15 protein-coding genes are annotated in these 18,425 nt (G+C 64.1%); 9 read left to right on the top strand and 6 right to left on the bottom strand.

Annotated elements, in window-relative coordinates; translation table 11 throughout:
- The first annotated feature begins 115 nt into the window (after positions 1–115).
- Together AC1MEK_RS06820 and AC1MEK_RS06815 are read left to right on the top strand one after the other, a co-directional pair.
- Positions 116–1,438 (top strand): MFS transporter, encoded by a 1,323-nt coding sequence (locus AC1MEK_RS06820; RefSeq protein WP_480395502.1) that lies wholly within the window; start codon positions 116–118, stop codon positions 1,436–1,438.
- A 185-nt stretch (positions 1,439–1,623) separates the two neighbouring features.
- Positions 1,624–2,370, top strand: coding sequence for a WbqC family protein (locus tag AC1MEK_RS06815; RefSeq protein WP_480395501.1), 747 nt, complete (start codon positions 1,624–1,626; stop codon positions 2,368–2,370).
- 40 nt (positions 2,371–2,410) lie between these two features.
- On the opposite strand, the gene purT is transcribed toward AC1MEK_RS06815, so the two are convergent.
- From purT to AC1MEK_RS06795, 4 genes are all read right to left on the bottom strand, one after another.
- The gene (purT, locus tag AC1MEK_RS06810) at positions 2,411–3,592 is read right to left on the bottom strand and encodes a formate-dependent phosphoribosylglycinamide formyltransferase (RefSeq protein ID WP_480395500.1); all 1,182 of its coding nucleotides are present in this window, start codon (positions 3,590–3,592) and stop codon (positions 2,411–2,413) included.
- A gap of 238 nt (positions 3,593–3,830) precedes the next feature.
- Entirely contained in the window at positions 3,831–4,061 is a 231-nt protein-coding gene (locus AC1MEK_RS06805) for a DUF1289 domain-containing protein (protein ID WP_480395499.1), read from the bottom strand.
- Entirely contained in the window at positions 4,061–4,585 is a 525-nt protein-coding gene (locus tag AC1MEK_RS06800; protein WP_480395498.1) for a gamma carbonic anhydrase family protein, read from the bottom strand. The genes AC1MEK_RS06805 and AC1MEK_RS06800 overlap by 1 nt, the downstream gene beginning before the upstream one ends.
- Before the next feature lie 78 nt (positions 4,586–4,663).
- Positions 4,664–5,275, bottom strand: coding sequence for a CoA pyrophosphatase (locus AC1MEK_RS06795; protein ID WP_480395497.1), 612 nt, complete (start codon positions 5,273–5,275; stop codon positions 4,664–4,666).
- Positions 5,276–5,423: 148 nt separating this feature from the next.
- Between AC1MEK_RS06795 and AC1MEK_RS06790 the strand changes: the two genes are divergently transcribed.
- The 7 genes from AC1MEK_RS06790 (at position 5,424) to nagE (ending at position 14,004) form a co-directional block, all read left to right on the top strand.
- Positions 5,424–5,975 carry an NUDIX hydrolase gene (locus AC1MEK_RS06790; protein ID WP_480395496.1) on the top strand — a complete coding sequence of 184 codons (552 nt, stop codon included), beginning with the start codon at positions 5,424–5,426 and terminating at the stop codon, positions 5,973–5,975.
- Positions 5,976–6,022: 47 nt separating this feature from the next.
- Positions 6,023–6,598: a L,D-transpeptidase family protein gene (locus AC1MEK_RS06785; protein ID WP_480395495.1), complete on the top strand. Its 576-nt coding sequence runs from the start codon at positions 6,023–6,025 to the stop codon at positions 6,596–6,598.
- A gap of 254 nt (positions 6,599–6,852) precedes the next feature.
- Positions 6,853–7,584, top strand: a complete 732-nt coding sequence (locus AC1MEK_RS06780; protein ID WP_480395494.1) for a GntR family transcriptional regulator — start codon at positions 6,853–6,855, stop codon at positions 7,582–7,584.
- Positions 7,585–7,607: 23 nt separating this feature from the next.
- On the top strand, positions 7,608–8,714 hold the full coding sequence (gene nagA, locus AC1MEK_RS06775; RefSeq protein WP_480395493.1) for an N-acetylglucosamine-6-phosphate deacetylase: 1,107 nt from the start codon (positions 7,608–7,610) through the stop codon (positions 8,712–8,714).
- Complete coding sequence (locus tag AC1MEK_RS06770) at positions 8,707–9,717, top strand: SIS domain-containing protein (RefSeq protein WP_480395667.1); 1,011 nt, start codon at positions 8,707–8,709, stop codon at positions 9,715–9,717. Before nagA ends, AC1MEK_RS06770 begins: the two co-directional genes overlap by 8 nt.
- Positions 9,718–9,756: 39 nt before the next feature.
- Entirely contained in the window at positions 9,757–12,279 is a 2,523-nt protein-coding gene (ptsP, locus tag AC1MEK_RS06765; protein WP_480395492.1) for a phosphoenolpyruvate--protein phosphotransferase, read from the top strand.
- Between the two features lie 45 nt (positions 12,280–12,324).
- Positions 12,325–14,004 carry an N-acetylglucosamine-specific PTS transporter subunit IIBC gene (nagE, locus tag AC1MEK_RS06760; RefSeq protein ID WP_480395491.1) on the top strand — a complete coding sequence of 560 codons (1,680 nt, stop codon included), beginning with the start codon at positions 12,325–12,327 and terminating at the stop codon, positions 14,002–14,004.
- Positions 14,005–14,113: 109 nt separating this feature from the next.
- Here nagE and AC1MEK_RS06755 read toward each other — a convergent pair whose 3' ends face one another.
- Positions 14,114–14,425, bottom strand: coding sequence for an NGG1p interacting factor NIF3 (locus AC1MEK_RS06755; RefSeq protein ID WP_480395490.1), 312 nt, complete (start codon positions 14,423–14,425; stop codon positions 14,114–14,116).
- 3 nt (positions 14,426–14,428) lie between these two features.
- A complete protein-coding gene (gene purL / locus AC1MEK_RS06750; RefSeq protein WP_480395489.1) occupies positions 14,429–18,328 on the bottom strand; it encodes a phosphoribosylformylglycinamidine synthase in 3,900 nt (1,299 codons plus the stop codon).
- Positions 18,329–18,425: the final 97 nt, after the last annotated feature.

The following is an 18,425-nucleotide window of genomic DNA, read 5'->3' as shown; positions in this document are numbered from 1 at the left end:
CGCATCCGGGCTAGTCTGTTCAGCGCTGTACCCAACAACAATGAATGATCGCCTCTGCGCGCGTGCGAATGTTCGCGCCGTGCCGACAGGCGGTTCGACTGCCAGGGATTACCGCATGACCAGCACTTCGACCTACCAACCGAGCGACGAGCGCGAGACACGCCCGGCCAACTCCGCAGCGCGCGTCGCCACGGCCAGCTTCATCGGCACCGCCATCGAGTTCTACGATTTCTACGTGTACGCCACCGCCGCCGCGCTGGTGATCGGGCCGGTGTTCTTCCCACAGACCTCCAGCACCGCACAGATGCTGTCGGCGTTTCTGACCTTCGGCATCGCCTTTCTCGCACGCCCGCTGGGCTCGGCGCTGTTCGGCCACTTCGGTGACCGCATCGGCCGTAAATCCACGCTGGTCGCCTCGCTGCTGCTGATGGGCATCTGCACCACGCTGATCGGCGTGCTGCCGGGTTACGACGCCATCGGCTCCTGGGCGCCGATCCTGCTCTGCGTGCTGCGCTTCGGCCAGGGCCTGGGGCTGGGTGGCGAATGGGGTGGCGCGGCATTGCTGGCCACCGAGAACGCACCCAAGGGCAAGCGCGCCTGGTTCGGCATGTTCCCGCAACTGGGCCCTTCGATCGGCTTTCTCGCGGCCAACGGCCTGTTCCTGACCCTGGCCATGACCTTGAGCGACGAACAGTTCCGCTCCTGGGGCTGGCGCATTCCCTTCCTGCTCAGCGCCGTGCTGGTGGTCATCGGCCTGTATGTGCGCCTGAAGCTGGAAGAAACGCCGATCTTCGCCAAGGCCATCGCCCGCCACGAACGCCTGAAAATGCCGATCGCCGAGCTGTTCGCGCAATACTGGGCGCCAATGCTGCTGGGCGCCGCGTCGATGGTGGTGTGCTACGCGCTGTTCTACATCTCGACCGTGTTTTCGCTCAGCTACGGGGTCAAGACCCTGGGTTACAGCCGCGAATCCTTCCTGGCGATGCTGTGCTTCGCGGTGCTGTTCATGGCCTTGGCGACCCCGCTGTCGGCCTGGGCCAGCGATCGTTTCGGGCGCAAACCGGTGCTGATCATCGGTGGCGTGCTGGCGATCCTGTCGGGCTTCCTGATGGAGCCACTGCTGACCCACGGCACCACCTGGGCGGTGACGCTGCTCCTGTCCATCGAGCTGTTCCTGATGGGCGTGACCTTCGCGCCGATGGGCGCCATGCTGCCTGAGCTGTTTCCGACCCGCGTGCGCTACACCGGCGCGTCGGCGGCGTACAACATCGGCGGCATCGTCGGTGCATCGGTTGCGCCGTTCTTCGCCCAGCAACTGGTGGAAATGGGCGGCCTGAGCTGGGTCGGCGGTTATGTTTCGGCCGCAGCGCTCTTGAGCCTGATCGCCGTGCTGTGCCTGAAGGAAACCCGCCACGCGGACCTCGACGCCATCGCCTGATCCCCTCGCCCCACCTCTGCGACTTTAAGACGCTACCGGCAATCGCCGGATTACCGGTAGCGCCCCGCCAATTCTCATCTACGCTGACGACATAACTTCAATATGCACTTTGTGTCCGGCAGCATCGCACTTCGCAGGCTTGCAGCGAGATAACCGCCGACCTTAGCCCGACTAAGTGAGACCTTATGCCCGCTGCCCACCTTTCATTTGCCCAGCCCGATACGCTCGGCATCATGCAACCCTACTTCTTTCCCTACCTCGGCTATTTCCAGCTGATCGCTTCGGTGGAGCGCGGCGTGATCTTCGACACGGCGCAGTACGGTCGCAAAAGCTGGATGAACCGCAACCGCATGCTCGATGGCAAAGGCACCACGCAGTACATCAATGTGCCAGTCAGCGCTTCGCTGGGCACCTCGATTCAGGACGCGCAAGTGATCGACCATCAGGCGGCCCTGCAGCGCATCCTCGGGCAGTTGGACCTGTACCGCGGCAAGGCGCCGTTTCATGGGCAGGTCATGGATCTGCTGTGCGAGGCCTTTGACACCGTCACAGGCAGTGGCCTTGCAGAGCTCAACGTGCAGTCGCTCAGGGTGGTTTGCGATTATCTGGGGCTGCAGTTCGGCTGGACGCCACTGTCGGCCATGGACCTGCCCTTGCCGCCTATCACCCATCCAGGGCAGTGGGCGCTGGAAATCAGCAGCCAGCTGGAGGCCAAACGCTATATCAACGCGCCGGGAGGCAGGGAAATTTTCATTGACAGCGAATGGCGAGACCGCCACATCGAACTGCACTTTCTCGACCTGACACCCTTCCAGTACAGCACCGCGCCGTTTGGCTTCATCGAAAACCTGTCGATTCTCGACGTGCTGATGTGGAATGCGCCGGAGCAGGTCCTGGCGTTCATCCGGGCGCACACCCGAACCGCCCGTTGAGCAGGCTGCCGGATCGAAATCGACCCGGCAGCCGTGTCGCTTACAGCTGAACCTTGACCGCCATCGACGAACGCGTCGCCTTGCCGCGTGCGGCTTCGATGGACTCGTCACGCGCCAGGGCCACGCCCATGCGGCGCTGGCCGTTGACTTCCGGCTTGCCGAACAGGCGCAGCGCGGTGTCTGGCTCGCTCAGGGCCTGTTCCAGGTTGGCGAACGCGGTCTGGGTCGATTTGCCTTCCACCAGCACCACCGCCGAGGCCGACGGGCCAAACTGACGGATCAGCGGAATCGGCAGGCCGAGAATCGCGCGGGCGTGCAGCGCGAACTGCGACAGGTCCTGGGAAATCAGGGTCACAAGGCCAGTGTCGTGCGGGCGCGGCGACACTTCGCTGAACCACACCTGATCACCCTTGATGAACAGCTCGACGCCAAACAGGCCACGGCCGCTCAGCGCTTCGGTGACCGCCTTGGCCACGCGCTCGGACTCGGCCAGCGCCACCGGGCTCATGGCCTGAGGCTGCCAGGATTCCTGATAGTCGCCCTTCTCCTGACGATGGCCCACTGGCGCGCAGAAGGTGGTGCCGCCGACGTGGCGCACGGTCAGCAGGGTGATTTCGTAGTCGAAGTCGATGAAGCCTTCGATGATCACCCGGCCCTTGCCGGCGCGGCCGCCTTCCTGGGCGTAATCCCAGGCCTTCTGCACGTCGGCCTCGGTTTTCAGCAGGCTCTGGCCCTTGCCCGAGGAACTCATCACCGGCTTGACCACGCACGGGAAGCCCAGGTCTTCGACGGCCTTCTTGTAATCCTCGAAGGTGTCGGCGAAGTGGTATGGCGAGGTCGGCAGGTCCAGCTCTTCAGCGGCCAGACGGCGAATGCCTTCGCGGTTCATGGTCAGCTGGGTGGCACGGGCGGTCGGGATGACGGTGAAACCTTCGGCTTCGAGCTCCACCAGGGTCGCGGTGGCGATGGCTTCGATTTCCGGCACGATGTAGTGCGGTTTCTCCGCCTCGATCACTGCGCGCAGCGCGGCGCCGTCGAGCATGTTGATGACGTGGCTGCGGTGCGCCACCTGCATGGCCGGAGCGTTGGCATAACGGTCGACGGCAATGACTTCAACGCCCAGGCGTTGCAGCTCGATGACCACTTCCTTGCCGAGCTCGCCGCAACCGCAGAGCATGACGCGGGTCGCGGTCGGCGACAGTGGAGTTCCGATTTGAGTCATCTCAGGTCCTCGTGGAGCAGATAGCGAGGGCAGCCCGGCATGTGCGAGCGACCACAGGGGAGAAAGGCGCGCAATTTACCATGAAGGGAGGGCGATGAGGTGAGGACTGGACGGGTGAGCGGGAGATTGATGCGCTCGTCGTGGGAGCCGGCTTGCTGGCGAATGCGGTGTGTCATTCAACATTGATGTGTCTGACCTGACGCATTCGCCAGCAAGCCAGCTCCCACAGAAAACAGCTTCAGCTTCCTGATACCGAAAACATCATCCCGCCCGCCCTCGCCCGCTCGCCGCACAACAGCAGCACCGCGCGGCGTTCGTCGTTGCTCATGCGGCTCCAGCCGGTGATTTCCGCCACAGTGCGCTGGCAGCCAACGCAGACGTCGTGATCGTCCAGCGCGCAGATGTTCACGCAGGGCGAACGTACGGGTCTTTCATGGGTTGTGTTCTTGTCTAGAGGGACGGTGGACATCAGTCTTCCTGTGGCGCCAGATCGCGTGCATAACGCTGGGCATTATGAACGTAGTGGGCGGCGCTGGCTTCGAGCATTTTCTTCTGCGCGTCGGTCAGTTCGCGCACGATCTTGCCGGGCGAGCCCATGACCAGCGAGCCATCGGGGATCACCTTGCCTTCGCCAATCAGCGAATTGGCGCCGATGATGCAGTATTTGCCGATCTTCGCGCCGTTGAGGATCACCGAGTTGATACCGATCAGGGTGTTGTCGTCGACGCTGCAGCCGTGAAGCATGACGTTGTGGCCGATGGTCACGTTCTTGCCGATGGTCAGCGGCGAGCCCATGTCGGTGTGCATCACGGTGCCATCCTGGACGTTGCTGTTCTCGCCGATGTCGATCAGTTCGTTGTCGCCGCGCAGCACCGCGCCAAACCAGACGCTGGCGTTGGCCTGCAGGCGCACCTTGCCAATCAGCGTTGCGGTCGGTGCGATCCAGCTTTGCGGGTGGGCTTCGACGCGGGCGTCTCCCAGACGGTATTTCATCTTGTTCTTCCTTTTGGGCTCGGCTCTGTGGCCTTGGGTCGAGCGCGGGGCTCACGGTGTCAGGCTTGCGACCTCAGGTCATGACTTGAGGTTCACGATGGTCGAACGTGGCGGCGGTCGATGCAGGTCGATATTGCTGTCGAACAGCACATTCATCAGCTCCACGATCATGATCGCGGTCAGCCCCCAGATCTTGAACTCGCCGTAGCGGTAACTGGGCACGTACCAGCTGCGGCCCTGATAATCGATGCGGTGGGTGTGCTCACGGGCATCTTCACGAAAGAACGCCAGCGGCACGCTGAAAACGGCGGCGATCTCGCCGTCATTGGGACGGTATTCGACAAAATCGGGAATCACCCCGACATAGGGCGTGACCTTGATCCCGTGCTTGGAGATCAACTCGCCCAGCGGGCCGACCACCTCAACTAGCCCCGGCGGCAGGCCGATTTCTTCTTCGGCCTCGCGCAAGGCGGTGAATACCAGGTCCGGGTCTTCGGGGTCGCGCCGACCGCCGGGAAATGCCACCTCGCCGCCGTGGGTGGACAGGCTGCTGGCGCGCAGGGTCAGCACCAGTTCCGGTTCATCGCTGCGGGTGATGGGCAGCAGCACCGCCGCTTCCGGGAAGCGCGCGGCGGAGTCCAGGGTACCTGGCGTGTGGCTGCTTATACGGCGAAGTAGCTCGTCCAGCATGGGAAGCCTCGATCTTTTGCCTGTCGGGCATGATGCACCAAAGCGGCGGCCTGTCCTACCCCTGCGAGGCCCTTGTCACACCCTGCCCCTTGCCGGACACCCGCGGCACACGCCAAGATAGCCGCTGACTTCCAGAACCGGTTCGAACATGAAATTCTGCAGCCAGTGCGGCGAACAGGTCACCCAGCGCATTCCCGAAGGCGACAGCCGTCCGCGCTTCGTGTGCGACCACTGTCATACCATTCATTACCAGAACCCGAATATCGTCGCTGGCGTACTGCCGGTCTGGGACGGCAAGGTGTTGCTGTGCCGACGCGCCATCGAGCCGCGCCTGGGCTACTGGACGCTGCCGGCAGGCTTCATGGAGAACGGCGAAAGCGTCGAACAGGCCGCCCGCCGCGAAACCGTCGAGGAAGCCTGCGCAGTGCTGGCCGACCTGCATCTGTACGCGATGATCGACGTGCCGCACATCAATCAGGTGCATATCTTCTACCGCGCCGAGATGGCCCGCGATGAGTACGCAGCCGGGGTCGAAAGCCTTGAAGTGAAGCTGTTCGACGAGGCTGACATTCCGTGGTCCGAGCTGGCTTTCCACACGGTCAGGCGTACCCTAGAATGCTTCTTCAACGACCGGCGGCGTCAAGTTTTCCCCGTGCATACCGATTGCCTGTCTGTGACATCCGCTCTTAAAACCACTTGATCAGATGACTGACGCGACAACGCGCAGGCTTCAGGGATACCGTTTCGATGCGCTGTTTGCTTGCCGTACTTTGTCTGTCTGCTGGTCTGTCCCTCGCTCCGACCGCTCAGGCGGCGTTCACCCAGACCATCGTTCCCAAGGGCAGCGAACAGAAATTCGTCGACGGCAAGGTGGTGGATACCGCCGACATCTCCCAGCGCCCCATCGACAAGGTGCTGGTGCTCAAATCCGCGCACCAGTTGCAATTGATCAGCAAGGGCGAGCCGCTCAAGACCTACCGCATTTCCCTGGGCAAATCGCCCAAGGGCCCGAAGCTTCAGGAAGGCGACCAGCGCACGCCTGAAGGTTTCTACTGGCTGGACTGGCGCAAGACCAGCGACGCCTTCAACCTGTCGATGCACATTTCCTACCCCAACATCTCCGACTCCGCCCGCGCCCGCCGCGAAGGCGTGAACCCCGGCAGCATGATCATGATCCACGGCACGCCGATCAACGAGGAATACCCGGAGTGGTATTTCCACACCCTGGACTGGACCAACGGCTGCATCGCGATGCGCAACAGCGACATCCGTGAAGTCTGGGATCTGGTCAAGGACGGCACGATGATCGAGATCCGGCCGTAACCAATCAAATACCACCTGCTCAAGGTTATTCCTCGTAGCAGCACGGCTTGCCGGCGGGCCGGTCTGCCTGTCGCCCCATGATTGACTGACACACCGCTCCCGCGGGCAAGCCCGGCTGCTACGGGCTTTCGTCGTGGCTGACATCCGGGTTTTGTCACCGGGCAGTGACGAACGCGTTATTGACGTGGTATTCAAGTGGTATTATTTTCGGCTGACAGTCCGAGCATAATTCCAAACCACTTCGGAACCCGTACATGAATTCGATCCTCGCGCTGCGTCCCGACGACAGCCAGCCGACGCCGCTTTACCTGCAACTGGCGCGCAATCTGGAGGCGGCCATTCATGCAGGCCAGTGGAAGGCCGAGCAGGCGCTGCCGTCCGAGCGCAGCCTCAGCGAAACCCTGAACATTTCCCGAGTCACCGCGCGCAAGGCGCTGGAAATCCTCCTCGAGCAAGGCCTGATCCGCCGCAGCCAGGGCTCCGGTACCTTCATCACGCCGCGCCTGGAACAACCGCTTTCACGCCTGTCGAGCTTCAGCGAAATGCTGCGCCTCAAGGGGTTCACCCCGAGTTCGCAGTGGCTGTCGCGGGAAATCGCCCTGCCGACCCACGAAGAGCTGATCCGCCTCGGCCTGTCGCCCACCGAGAAGGTCGCGCGGCTCAAACGGCTGCGCAAGGCCGATGGCATTGTCATGGCCGTCGAACTCAGCGCACTTCCCGCCGCCCTGTTGCCTGAGCCGCAGGCCATCGGCGACTCGCTTTACGCACATCTGGACAGCATTGGCCGCCCCGTCGTACGCGCCCTGCAACACATTCGCGCGATCAACGCCTCCGAGGAAATGGCCGCGATGGTCGGCATCGCCACCGGCACCGCGATGCTGCTGATGACCCGTATCGGCTATCTGGCGGACAACACGCCCATCGAGCTGACCGACACCTATTGCCGCGACGATTACTACGACTTCGTCGCCGAACTGCGCCGCTGAGCCCTCTGGCCTGGGAGCCTGCAATGTCCGACTTCAACATCCTCACCCCCGCCGGCTGGGTTCGCGGCCGCCTGCAACACCGGGACGGACGCGTCACCCGGATCGACGGCGCGCCGTGCGATCCGGCCGAGAACGATCTGCCTTACCTGCTGCCCGGCTTCATCGACCTGCACGTGCATGGCGGTGGCGGCGCCGACATCATGGAAGGCGCGAAAGGTTTTGCGACCATCGCCCGCACCCACCTGCGCTTCGGCACCACCTCGATGCTGGCCACGACCATGACCGCTCCGGCCCACGAGATCAGCCAGGTACTCGGCGAGCTCGGCGCCTTCTGCGAAACCCGCGAGCCGGGCAGCGCCCGCGTGCTGGGCGTGCACCTGGAAGGGCCCTACATCAACCCGGGCAAACTCGGCGCGCAGCCCAATCATGCCCACGCCGCGCTGCTGGAAGACGTCGACGATTACCTGAAGCTGGCGCCGATCAAAGTCATCACCATCGCCCCGGAAATCGCCGGGCATGTGGCGCTGATCGAGAACCTGTCCGCCCGCGGCGTGCGCCTGCAGATCGGCCACACCCTGGGCAGTTATGAAGAAGGCGTGAAGGCCCTGCAGGCCGGCGCCAGCAGCTTCACCCACCTGTACAACGCCATGAGCCCGCTGCATCACCGCGAGCCCGGCATCGTCGGCGCGGCGCTGGCCCATGCCCGCTACGCCGAGCTGATTCCGGACCTCTTGCATGTGCATCCCGGCGCCATTCGCGTGGCTCTGCGCTCGATCCCCTGCCTGTATTGCGTCACCGATTCCACCGCCGCCACTGGCATGCCCGACGGCGAATACAAGCTGGGCAGCCACACCGTCACCAAATGCCTGGGCGGTGTGCGCCTGGCGGACGGCACCCTGGCCGGCAGCACGCTGACCATGGATCAGGCGCTGCGCAATCTAGTGAAGATCGGCCTGCCACTGGCCGAAGCCTCGCAGCGGCTGTCGCAATTTCCCGCCGATTACCTGGGGCTCGATGAGCGCGGCCGCCTGCAGCCAGGCAGCTGGGCCGACGCCGTGTATCTGGATCGCGATCTGAAACTCACCGCCGTCATGGTTGAAGGAGAAACCATTGAACTCACGCATGCTTGATGAGGCACTCGCCTCCCACGAAGTCGTCCAGCACCAATTGCAGACGCTGGAACCGCGCCTGATCGAAGTCGCCGAACGCCTGCGCCAGAGCGACCCTCGGGTCATCCTGTCAGTGGCGCGCGGCAGCTCCGACCACGCCGCCAGCTATTTCGCCTACCTGACCATGCAACTGACCGGCGTGCCGGTGGCGTCGCTGCCGATGTCGGTGGTGACCCTGCACGACTCGCCGATGCGCGTGCGCGGCCAGCCCGCGCTGGCCTTTTCGCAGTCGGGGCAGAGCCCGGATCTGGTGGGCAGCCTGGAGAAACTGCGCGAGTGCGGCGCGCTGACCATCGCCATGGTCAATGCCGAAGGCTCGCCGCTGGAACGCGCCTGTGAGCATGTGTTGCCACTCGGCGCGGGACCTGAATTGAGCGTCGCCGCGACCAAGAGCTTTATCGCCACCCTGAGCGCCAGCGCCCGGCTGGTCGCCCACTGGCAGCAGGACTCTGCGTTGCTGCAGGCCGGGCTCGCCCTGCCCGCGCAATTGCAGGCGGCTGCGGGTCAGGACTGGTCCGCCGCCGTCGAGGCACTGCGCGATTGCCAGCGGCTGATGGTCATCGGTCGCGGCACCGGTTTTGCCATCGCCCAGGAGGCCGCGCTCAAGTTCAAGGAGACCTCGGCGATTCAGGCCGAAGCCTTCAGCAGCGCCGAAGTGCGTCATGGCCCGATGGCCCTGGTGGAGGCGCAGTACCCGCTGCTGGTGTTCGCCACCCGCGGCGCCGAGCAGGAAAGCCTGCTCGCGCTGGCCGCCGACATGCGCCAGCGCGGCGCCCGGGTATTGCTGGCCGCACCCGACGACATCGCCGAGCGCGACCTGACGCTGACCTGCGCCGATCACCCGCTGCTCGATCCGATCCTCGCCATCCAGAGTTTCTACGTGATGGCCGCTGCGCTGGCCCAGGCCCGCGGACTGGACCCCGATCACCCGCGCCACCTGAGCAAAGTCACCAAAACCTACTGACCGCACGCGGTTTCGGCCGATGCCTGCAAGGACGATGTCATGCATAACAATAAACAGATGACGTTCAACGCCCCCTTCAGCGGGGCCCTGCTGGAGCTGGCGCGGGTTCCCGATCCGGTGTTCGCCAGCGGCTCCATGGGCGCGGGCCTGGCCATCGACCCGCTGGACGACGTGCTGCACGCGCCGTTCGCCGGTGTGGTGATCAACGTCGCGCGCAGCCGCCACGCCATCAACTTGCGCGCCGACAACGGCAGCGAATGGCTGCTGCATGTGGGCATCGACACGGTCGCGCTCAATGGCGAGGGATTCGAAGCGCTGGTCAAGGACGGTCAGCGGGTCAGCGCAGGCCAGGCGCTGCTGCGCTTCGATCTGGACCGCGTGGCCCGCGCCAGTTCCAGCCTGGTCAGCCCGCTGATCCTGCTCAATGGTGATCGCTTCACGCTCAGCCCCGTAAAGATGGCCGGTTCGGTCAATGTCGGCGAGCCGCTGCTGCAACTGACGGCGCTGGCTCAATCCGATGATTCTGCTGCAAACCATGATCCTCGGGCCAAACAGGTACGGGGTTCAATTCGCGTCGCGCATAACGGCGGCCTGCACGCACGCCCTGCGGCACTGGTGCGCCAAACCGCCCGCCAGTTCGCCAGCCACGCCGAACTGCATTTCGCCGGGGCCAGCGCGTCCACCGACAGCGTCACCGGGCTGATGGGCCTGGGCGTCGCCGAACAGGACGAAGTGGAAGTGGTCTGCCTGGGCCACGACAGCGAAGTGGCGTTGCAGGCGCTGCTCAAGGCGCTGTCGACGCCCTCCCCTGACGAAAAACCCCACACAGCCGCGCCCTCGTTGCGGGCAGTGCCAACGGCCGAGCCCGGCACCCTCAGCGGCGTGACGGCCTCACCGGGGCTGGTCAGCGGGCCGCTGTTCCGGCTGGACACGGTCGAGCTGGACGAAGACACCGGCGGCCATCGCCCGGACGAACAGCGGCAGATTCTCAGTGAGGCGCTGGTGCAGGTTCGCGCCGAGATTGGCGCGTCCCTGAATCATGACCAGCACGAACAAAGCGCGATTTTCGCCACCCATCTGGCCATGCTCGAGGACCCGGCCCTGCTCGACGCCGCCTTCGAGGCCATCGAACAAGGCAAGAGCGCCGCCCACGCCTGGAGCCAGGCCGTACTGGCCCAGTGCGAACATTTGCAGACCCTCGGCAACGCGCTGCTGGCCGAGCGCGCCAATGATCTTCGTGACCTGCGCCAGCGCGTGCTGGTGAGCCTGCTGGGTGAAAGCCGCTGCGTGGAAGTTCCGCCCGGGGCGATTGTGGTGGCGAATGAACTGACGCCCTCTGACCTGTTGATGCTGGTGGAATGCGGCATCGGCGGCATCTGCATGGCCGAAGGCGGCGCCACCTCCCATGTTGCGATTCTGGCTCGCGGCAAGGGCCTGCCGTGCCTGGTGGCGATGGGCGCCGCCCTGCTCGACGCCGCGCAAGAGCAGGAAGTGGTGCTCGATGCCGACAACGGCCGCCTGGAACTGCAACCCGATGCCGCACGCCTGAAAGCCATTCACGCGCTGCGCAGCCAGCGTCTGGAGCAGCGCCAGCGCGAGCAGCAACACGCCCACTTGTCAGCGCAGACCCAGGACGGTGTGACGCTCGACATCGCCGCCAACGTTGCCTCCCGCGCCGACGCCGAGAACGCGCAACTCAATGGCGCCGATGGCGTGGGCCTGTTGCGCACCGAGTTCCTGTTCGTCGACCGCAGCACTGCGCCCAGCGAAGACGAACAGCTGGCGGCCTATCAGGCGGTGCTCGATGCCATCCCGGACAAACCGGTGATCATCCGCACCATCGACATCGGCGGCGACAAGCAGCTCGAATATCTGCCGCTGCCGGTCGAGGCCAATCCGGTGCTGGGCCTGCGCGGGATCCGGCTGGGCCAGGCACGCCCCGAGCTGCTCGATCAACAGTTGCGCGCCCTGCTGCGGGTCAAGCCGCTGAGCCGCTGCCGCATTCTGTTGCCGATGATCAGCGAAGTCGGCGAATTGATCGCCGTGCGTGAGCGCATCGACGAACTGACACAACTGGCCGGCCTCACCGAGCGCCCTGAACTGGGCGTGATGATCGAGGTGCCGTCCGCCGCACTGCTGGCTGAACAGCTGGCCGAGCACGCGGATTTTCTCTCCATCGGCACCAACGATCTGTCGCAGTACACCCTGGCCATGGACCGTGATCACGCGGGCCTCGCCGCCCGGGTCGATGCCCTGCACCCGGCGCTTTTGAAACTGATCGCCATGACCTGCGCCGCCGCGACCCAAAAAGGTCGCTGGGTCGGTGTGTGTGGCGCGCTCGCCTCCGAGCCGCTTGCGACCGCTGCGCTGGTGGGGCTGGGCGTGCGCGAACTGTCGGTCAGTCCGCCACAGATCGGGCAGATCAAGGCTCAGGTGCGCGAACTCGACACCCGCCAGTGCCAGGCGCTGGCGCAGCACCTGCTGAGCCTGGGCAGCGCGGCGCAGGTGCGAGCGGCCTGCACCACCTTTCAAACACAGATGCTGAGCACGCGCTCGGCCTGACCTGCCCTCGCCCCTTTAACAACAAGAACATCAAGGAGAGACGCCGTGTACCAACATTTCATCGAAGGGCTGCAACGGCTCGGGCGCGCATTGATGCTGCCCATCGCTATCTTGCCGATCGCCGGCCTGCTGTTGCGCCTGGGTGACATCGACCTGTTGAACATCGCGATCATTCACGCGGCGGGCAACGCGATCTTCAGCAACCTGGCACTGATTTTCGCCATCGGCATCGCTGTCGGTTTCGCCCGCGACAACAACGGCACGGCGGGGCTGGCAGGTGCTATCGGTTATCTGGTGATGACCTCGACGCTCAAGGTGCTCGACGCCCATATCGACATGGGCATGCTGGCCGGGATCATTGCAGGCCTCTTGGCAGGCGCGCTGTACAACCGCTTCAAGGACATCGCCCTGCCCGAATACCTGGCGTTCTTCGGGGGCCGACGCTTCGTGCCGATCGCCACGGGATTGTCTGCGGTGGCCCTGGGCCTGATCTTCGGCGTGATCTGGCCGCCGGTACAAAACGGCATCAATGAGCTGGGGCAGTTGATGCTGGAAAGCGGCAGCGTCGGTGCGTTCTTCTTCGGGGTGATGAACCGCATCCTGATCGTCACCGGCCTGCACCACATCCTCAACAATCTGGTGTGGTTCGTGTTCGGCAGCTTTACCGACCCGGAAACCGGCCGGGTGGTCACCGGCGACCTGGCGCGCTATTTCGCCGGCGACCCCAATGCCGGGCAGTTCATGACCGGCATGTTCCCGATGATGATTTTCGGCCTGCCTGCCGCGTGCCTGGCGATGTACCGCAACGCGCTGCCGGGCCAGCGCAAACTGATCGGCGGGATCCTGCTGTCGATGGCGCTGACCTCGGCACTGACCGGCGTCACCGAGCCGATCGAGTTCGCCTTCATGTTCCTGGCGCCGCTGCTGTATGTGCTGCACGCCTTGCTGACTGGCCTCTCGATGGCGCTGGCCTCCCTGCTGGATATTCACCTAGGCTTCACTTTCTCCGGCGGCGCGATCGACATGGCGCTGGGCTGGGGCAAGTCCACCAATGGCTGGCGGGTGTTCCCGCTGGGCGCGGCGTACGCTGTGGTTTATTACGTGGTGTTCGACCAGTGCATCAAGCGCTTCAACCTGAAGACGCCGGGGCGCGAGCAAGTCGCCAGCATTGCTGCTCATGTCTCCCAGAGCGATCGCGCCGGCGCTTATATAAAGGCACTGGGCGGCGCGCAAAACCTGCTGAGCATCGGCGCCTGCACCACCCGCCTGCGCCTGCAACTGGCCGATCGCAATCTGGCGCTGGATGCGGATTTGAAAGCGCTGGGCGCCATGGCCGTGGTGCGTCCGGGCAACGGCGGGAGTTTGCAGATTGTTGTGGGACCGCTGGCGGACAGCATTGCTGATGAGCTGCGTGAGGCCTTGCCGGATTCGGCGGGGGATCAGCCGCTGACCCAAACCGAAGTGCCCACTCATCAAGCGGTGGATGCCACTCAAGCGGCGTCATGGCTCAAGGCATTGGGTGGCAGCTATGTGCTGGACGTGGAATGCGTGGCACTGACGCGTTTGCGGGTGCAGTTGAAGGAAGGTCAGGCGCTGGCGCTGAGCCAACTGGAAACGCTGGGGTGCCAGGGTGTCAGAAGCCTGGGCGATGGGGTGTGGCATGTATTGGTGGGGGATGGCGCTCAGGGGTTGAGCGAGGCGTTGCGGGAACGACTGAAGTCTTGAAGTCTGTAGGAGCGAATTCATTCGCGAAAAATAGAACAGGCGATACACATGTATCGCCTGTTCTTCCTTCGCGAATGAATTCGCTCCTACAGAGGTCCTGTGATGGCCGCTAGAAATCTTCCAGCTTCCACACTTCATAAGCCGGTGTTTCATAGGGGTGGCTGCTTTTCAGGGCGGCCACCGCCGCTTTGATCGACTCATCGGCGACCACAAGCTCGACCTTCCACTCTTGCACTTTCTCGATCTGACCCGCCTGGCCAATGAACGGCGTTGAGCCGTCCAGTGGGCGAAACTGGCCTTGACCGAGCACCTGCCATGCGCAGCAGTCATAGGCACCGATTCGCCCCGCTCCGGCGGCGAACAGTGCCTGCTTGACCTGCTCCACGTGACTGGGTGGCACGAAGAAGGCGAGCTTGTACACCTATCAGTTGACCCAGACGCGAGCGTTCCTAAACATGCGCATCCAGGCGCCATCTTCAGCCCACTCATCCGGACGCCACGAGTTGTTCACGGCACGGAACACGCGCTCAGGGTGCGGCATCATGATGGTGACGCGACCGTCGCGAGTGGTCAGGCCCGTGATACCGCGCGGCGAGCCGTTCGGGTTGGCCGGGTAGGTTTCGGTGACCTTGCCGTGGTTGTCGACGAAACGCATGGCCACGGTGCCCGACACGTCGGTTTCCAGCAGCGCTTCGGACGACTTGAATTCCGCGTGACCTTCGCCGTGAGCGATGGCGATCGGCATGCGCGAGCCGGCCATGCCTTGCAGGAAGATCGACGCCGACTTCTGGATCTCGACCATCGCCACGCGCGCTTCGAACTGCTCGGAGCGGTTGCGCACGAAGTGCGGCCAGAACTCGCTGCCCGGAATCAGCTCGCTGAGGTTGGACATCATCTGGCAACCGTTGCACACGCCCAGGGCGAAGCTGTCGTTGCGCGCGAAGAAGCTCTGGAACGCATCGCGGGCGCGGCTGTTGAACAGCGCCGACTTGGCCCAGCCTTCACCGGCACCCAGCACGTCGCCGTAGGAGAAACCGCCGCAGGCCACCAGGCCCTTGAACTCGTTCAGGTCCACACGGCCGGCGAGGATGTCACTCATGTGCACGTCGACCGAGGCGAAACCGGCGCGGTCGAAGGCGGCTGCCATCTCCACCTGGCCGTTGACGCCCTGCTCACGCAGCACCGCCACTTGTGGGCGAATGCCTTTCTTGATGTAAGGCGCTGCGATGTTGTCGTTGACGTCGTAGCCCAGCTTGACGCTCAGGCCCGGGTTGTCTTCTTCCAGCAGCGCGTCGAACTCCTGATCGGCGCAGTCGGCGTTGTCACGCAAACGCTGGATCTGGTAGCTGGTTTCGCTCCACTGACGCTGCAGCAGACGACGATCACCCTTGAACAGCTCTTCGCCGTTCAGGCTGATGGTGACTTCGCTGTTGTTGACCGGCTTGCCGATCACCGCAACGCAGTCTTCGCCCAGGCCTGCAGCGCTGAACTGCGCCAGCACCACCGGAGTGGCGTCCTGGCGAACCTGGATCACTGCACCCAGTTCTTCGTTGAACAGGATGGCGGCGGCTTTTTCACGCTTGCCGGTCAGGGTGTCGAGCTTCAGGTTCAGACCGCAGTGGCCGGCGAAGGCCATTTCCAGCGCGGTCGCCATCAGGCCACCGTCGGAGCGGTCGTGGTAGGCCAGCAGGTGACCGTCGGCGTTCAGGCCTTGAATCACGGCGAAGAAGGCTTTGAGGTCTTCGGCGTTGTCGACGTCCGGCGCGGCCTTGGCCAGCTTGCCGTGGGTCTGGGCGAGAATCGAGGCGCCCATGCGGTTCTTGCCGCGGCCCAGATCGATCAGGATCAGGTCGGTTTCGCCCTTATCCATGCGCAGTTGCGGGGTCAGGGTCTTGCGGATGTCAGTGACCGGCGCAAAACCGGTGACGATCAGCGACAGCGGCGAGGTGACGGTTTTTTCCGCACCCTCTTCGCTCCAGCGGGTCTTCATGGACATCGAGTCCTTGCCCACCGGAATGGTGATGCCCAGCTCAGGGCACAGCTCCATGCCGACGGCTTTGACGGTGTCGTACAGGCGCGCGTCTTCACCCGGGTGGCCGGCGGCGGACATCCAGTTGGCCGACAGTTTGATGTCGGAAATCTTCGCGATGCTCGAAGCCGCGATGTTGGTCAGCGTCTCGCCGATGGCCATACGCCCGGACGCCGGAGCATCCAGCAGGGCCAGCGGAGTGCGCTCGCCCATCGCCATGGCTTCACCGGTGTAGACGTCGAAGCTGGTGGCGGTGACGGCAACGTCGGCCACCGGAACCTGCCACGGGCCGACCATCTGGTCGCGGTTGACCAGGCCGGTGATGCTGCGGTCGCCGATGGTGATCAGGAAGTTCTTGCTCGCCACGGCCGGGTGACGCAGCACGCGGCTCACGCTGTCTTCGAGGTCCAGATCTTTCGGATCGAAATCATCGCCCAGCTCGGCTTCGCGGGTGGCCGAACGGTGCATGCGTGGCGGCTTGCCAAGCAGCACTTCCAGCGGCATGTCCACTGGCGTGTTGGCGAAGTGCTTGTCGGTCACGGTCAGTTGCGGCTCTTCGGTGGCCTCACCGACTACGGCGAACGGGCAGCGCTCGCGTTCGCAGATGGCCTGGAAGCGCTCGAAGTCCACGGCGCTGACGGCCAGCACATAACGTTCCTGGGATTCGTTACTCCAGATTTCGTGCGGGGCCATGCCCGGCTCATCGTTCGGCACGTTGCGCAGTTCGAAACGACCGCCACGGCCGCCGTCGTTGACCAGCTCAGGGAAGGCGTTGGAAATGCCGCCCGCGCCGACGTCGTGGATGAACGCGATCGGGTTCTTGTCGCCCAACTGCCAGCAGCGGTCGATCACTTCCTGGCAACGACGCTCCATTTCAGGGTTTTCACGCTGCACCGAAGCGAAGTCCAGGTCCGCCGAGCTGGCGCCTGTGGCCATGGAAGACGCCGCGCCACCGCCCAGGCCGATCAGCATCGCCGGGCCGCCGAGCACGATCAGCTTGGCGCCGACGGTGATCTCGCCTTTCTGCACGTGCTCTTCACGGATGTTGCCCATGCCACCGGCCAGCATGATCGGCTTGTGGTAGCCACGGACTTCTTCGCCGTGCGGGGTGTTGATCGATTGCTCGAAGGTACGGAAGTAGCCGGTCAGGGCCGGACGACCGAATTCGTTGTTGAACGCAGCACCGCCCAGCGGGCCTTCGATCATGATGTCCAGCGGGGTGACGATGCGCTCAGGCTTGCCGTACGGCTTTTCCCAAGGCTGCTCGAAACCCGGAATGTTCAGGTTGGAGACGGTGAAACCGGTCAGGCCCGCCTTCGGCTTGGCGCCGCGGCCGGTAGCGCCTTCGTCGCGGATCTCGCCGCCCGAGCCAGTGGAGGCGCCCGGGAACGGTGCGATGGCGGTCGGGTGGTTGTGGGTCTCGACCTTCATCAGGATGTGCACCGGCTCCTGCACCGCGCCGTACTGGCGGGTTTCAGGGTTCGGGAAGAAACGCCCGGCCGTGTGGCCGACGATCACCGAGGCGTTGTCCTTGTACGCAGACAGCACGTTTTCGCTGTGCATCTGGTAGGTGTTCTTGATCATGCCGAACAGGCTTTTTTCCTGGCTCTGGCCGTCGATGTCCCAACTGGCGTTGAAGATCTTGTGACGGCAGTGCTCGGAGTTGGCCTGGGCGAACATCATCAGTTCGATGTCGTGCGGGTTGCGCTGCAAACCGTTGAAGGCGTTGACCAGGTAGTCGATCTCATCTTCGGCCAGGGCCAGGCCCAGGTCGACGTTGGCTTTTTCCAGCGCGGCGCGGCCGCCACCCAGCACGTCGACCGCCGTCAGCGGCTTGGGCTCGGCGTGGCTGAACAGCCCGGCGGCGTCTTCCAGCTTGCCCAGCACCAGCTGGGTCATGCGGTCGTGCAGGGCATCGCTGATCAGCTGCGCGTCGGCGTCGCTGAACTGGCCTTCTACATAAAAGGCAATGCCGCGCTCAAGACGCTGGATCTTGGTCAGGCTGCAGTTGCGGGCGATATCGGTGGCCTTGCTCGACCACGGCGAAATGGTGCCGAAACGCGGCAGCACCAGGAACAGGCGACCGCGAGGCTCCTGAACCGGCACGCTCGGGCCGTATTTCAGGAGACGGGCCAGCACATGCTGCTCGTCATCGGTCAGCGCGCTGGTGACCTCGGCGAAGTGGGCGAATTCAGCGTACAGGCCACTCACAGCCGGAACTTTTTCGTTCAGCTGCTCAAGTAATTTCTTGTGGCGGAAGGCGGAAAGGGCGGGAGCACCACGCAGGATCAACATCGTCGGGACAGCCTCGGGGAAGGGGGTGTGCTTTGAGGCCGTGCATTCTAGCCTAAACCGCCACTTTCGGCACCCGAAACCATGGCCCTGACACGTC

It is taken from the genome of Pseudomonas sp. 2 (assembly GCF_056627435.1).
Note: the sequence above shows the minus strand (reverse complement) of the source record. Positions and strands in the feature narration are given on the sequence as shown.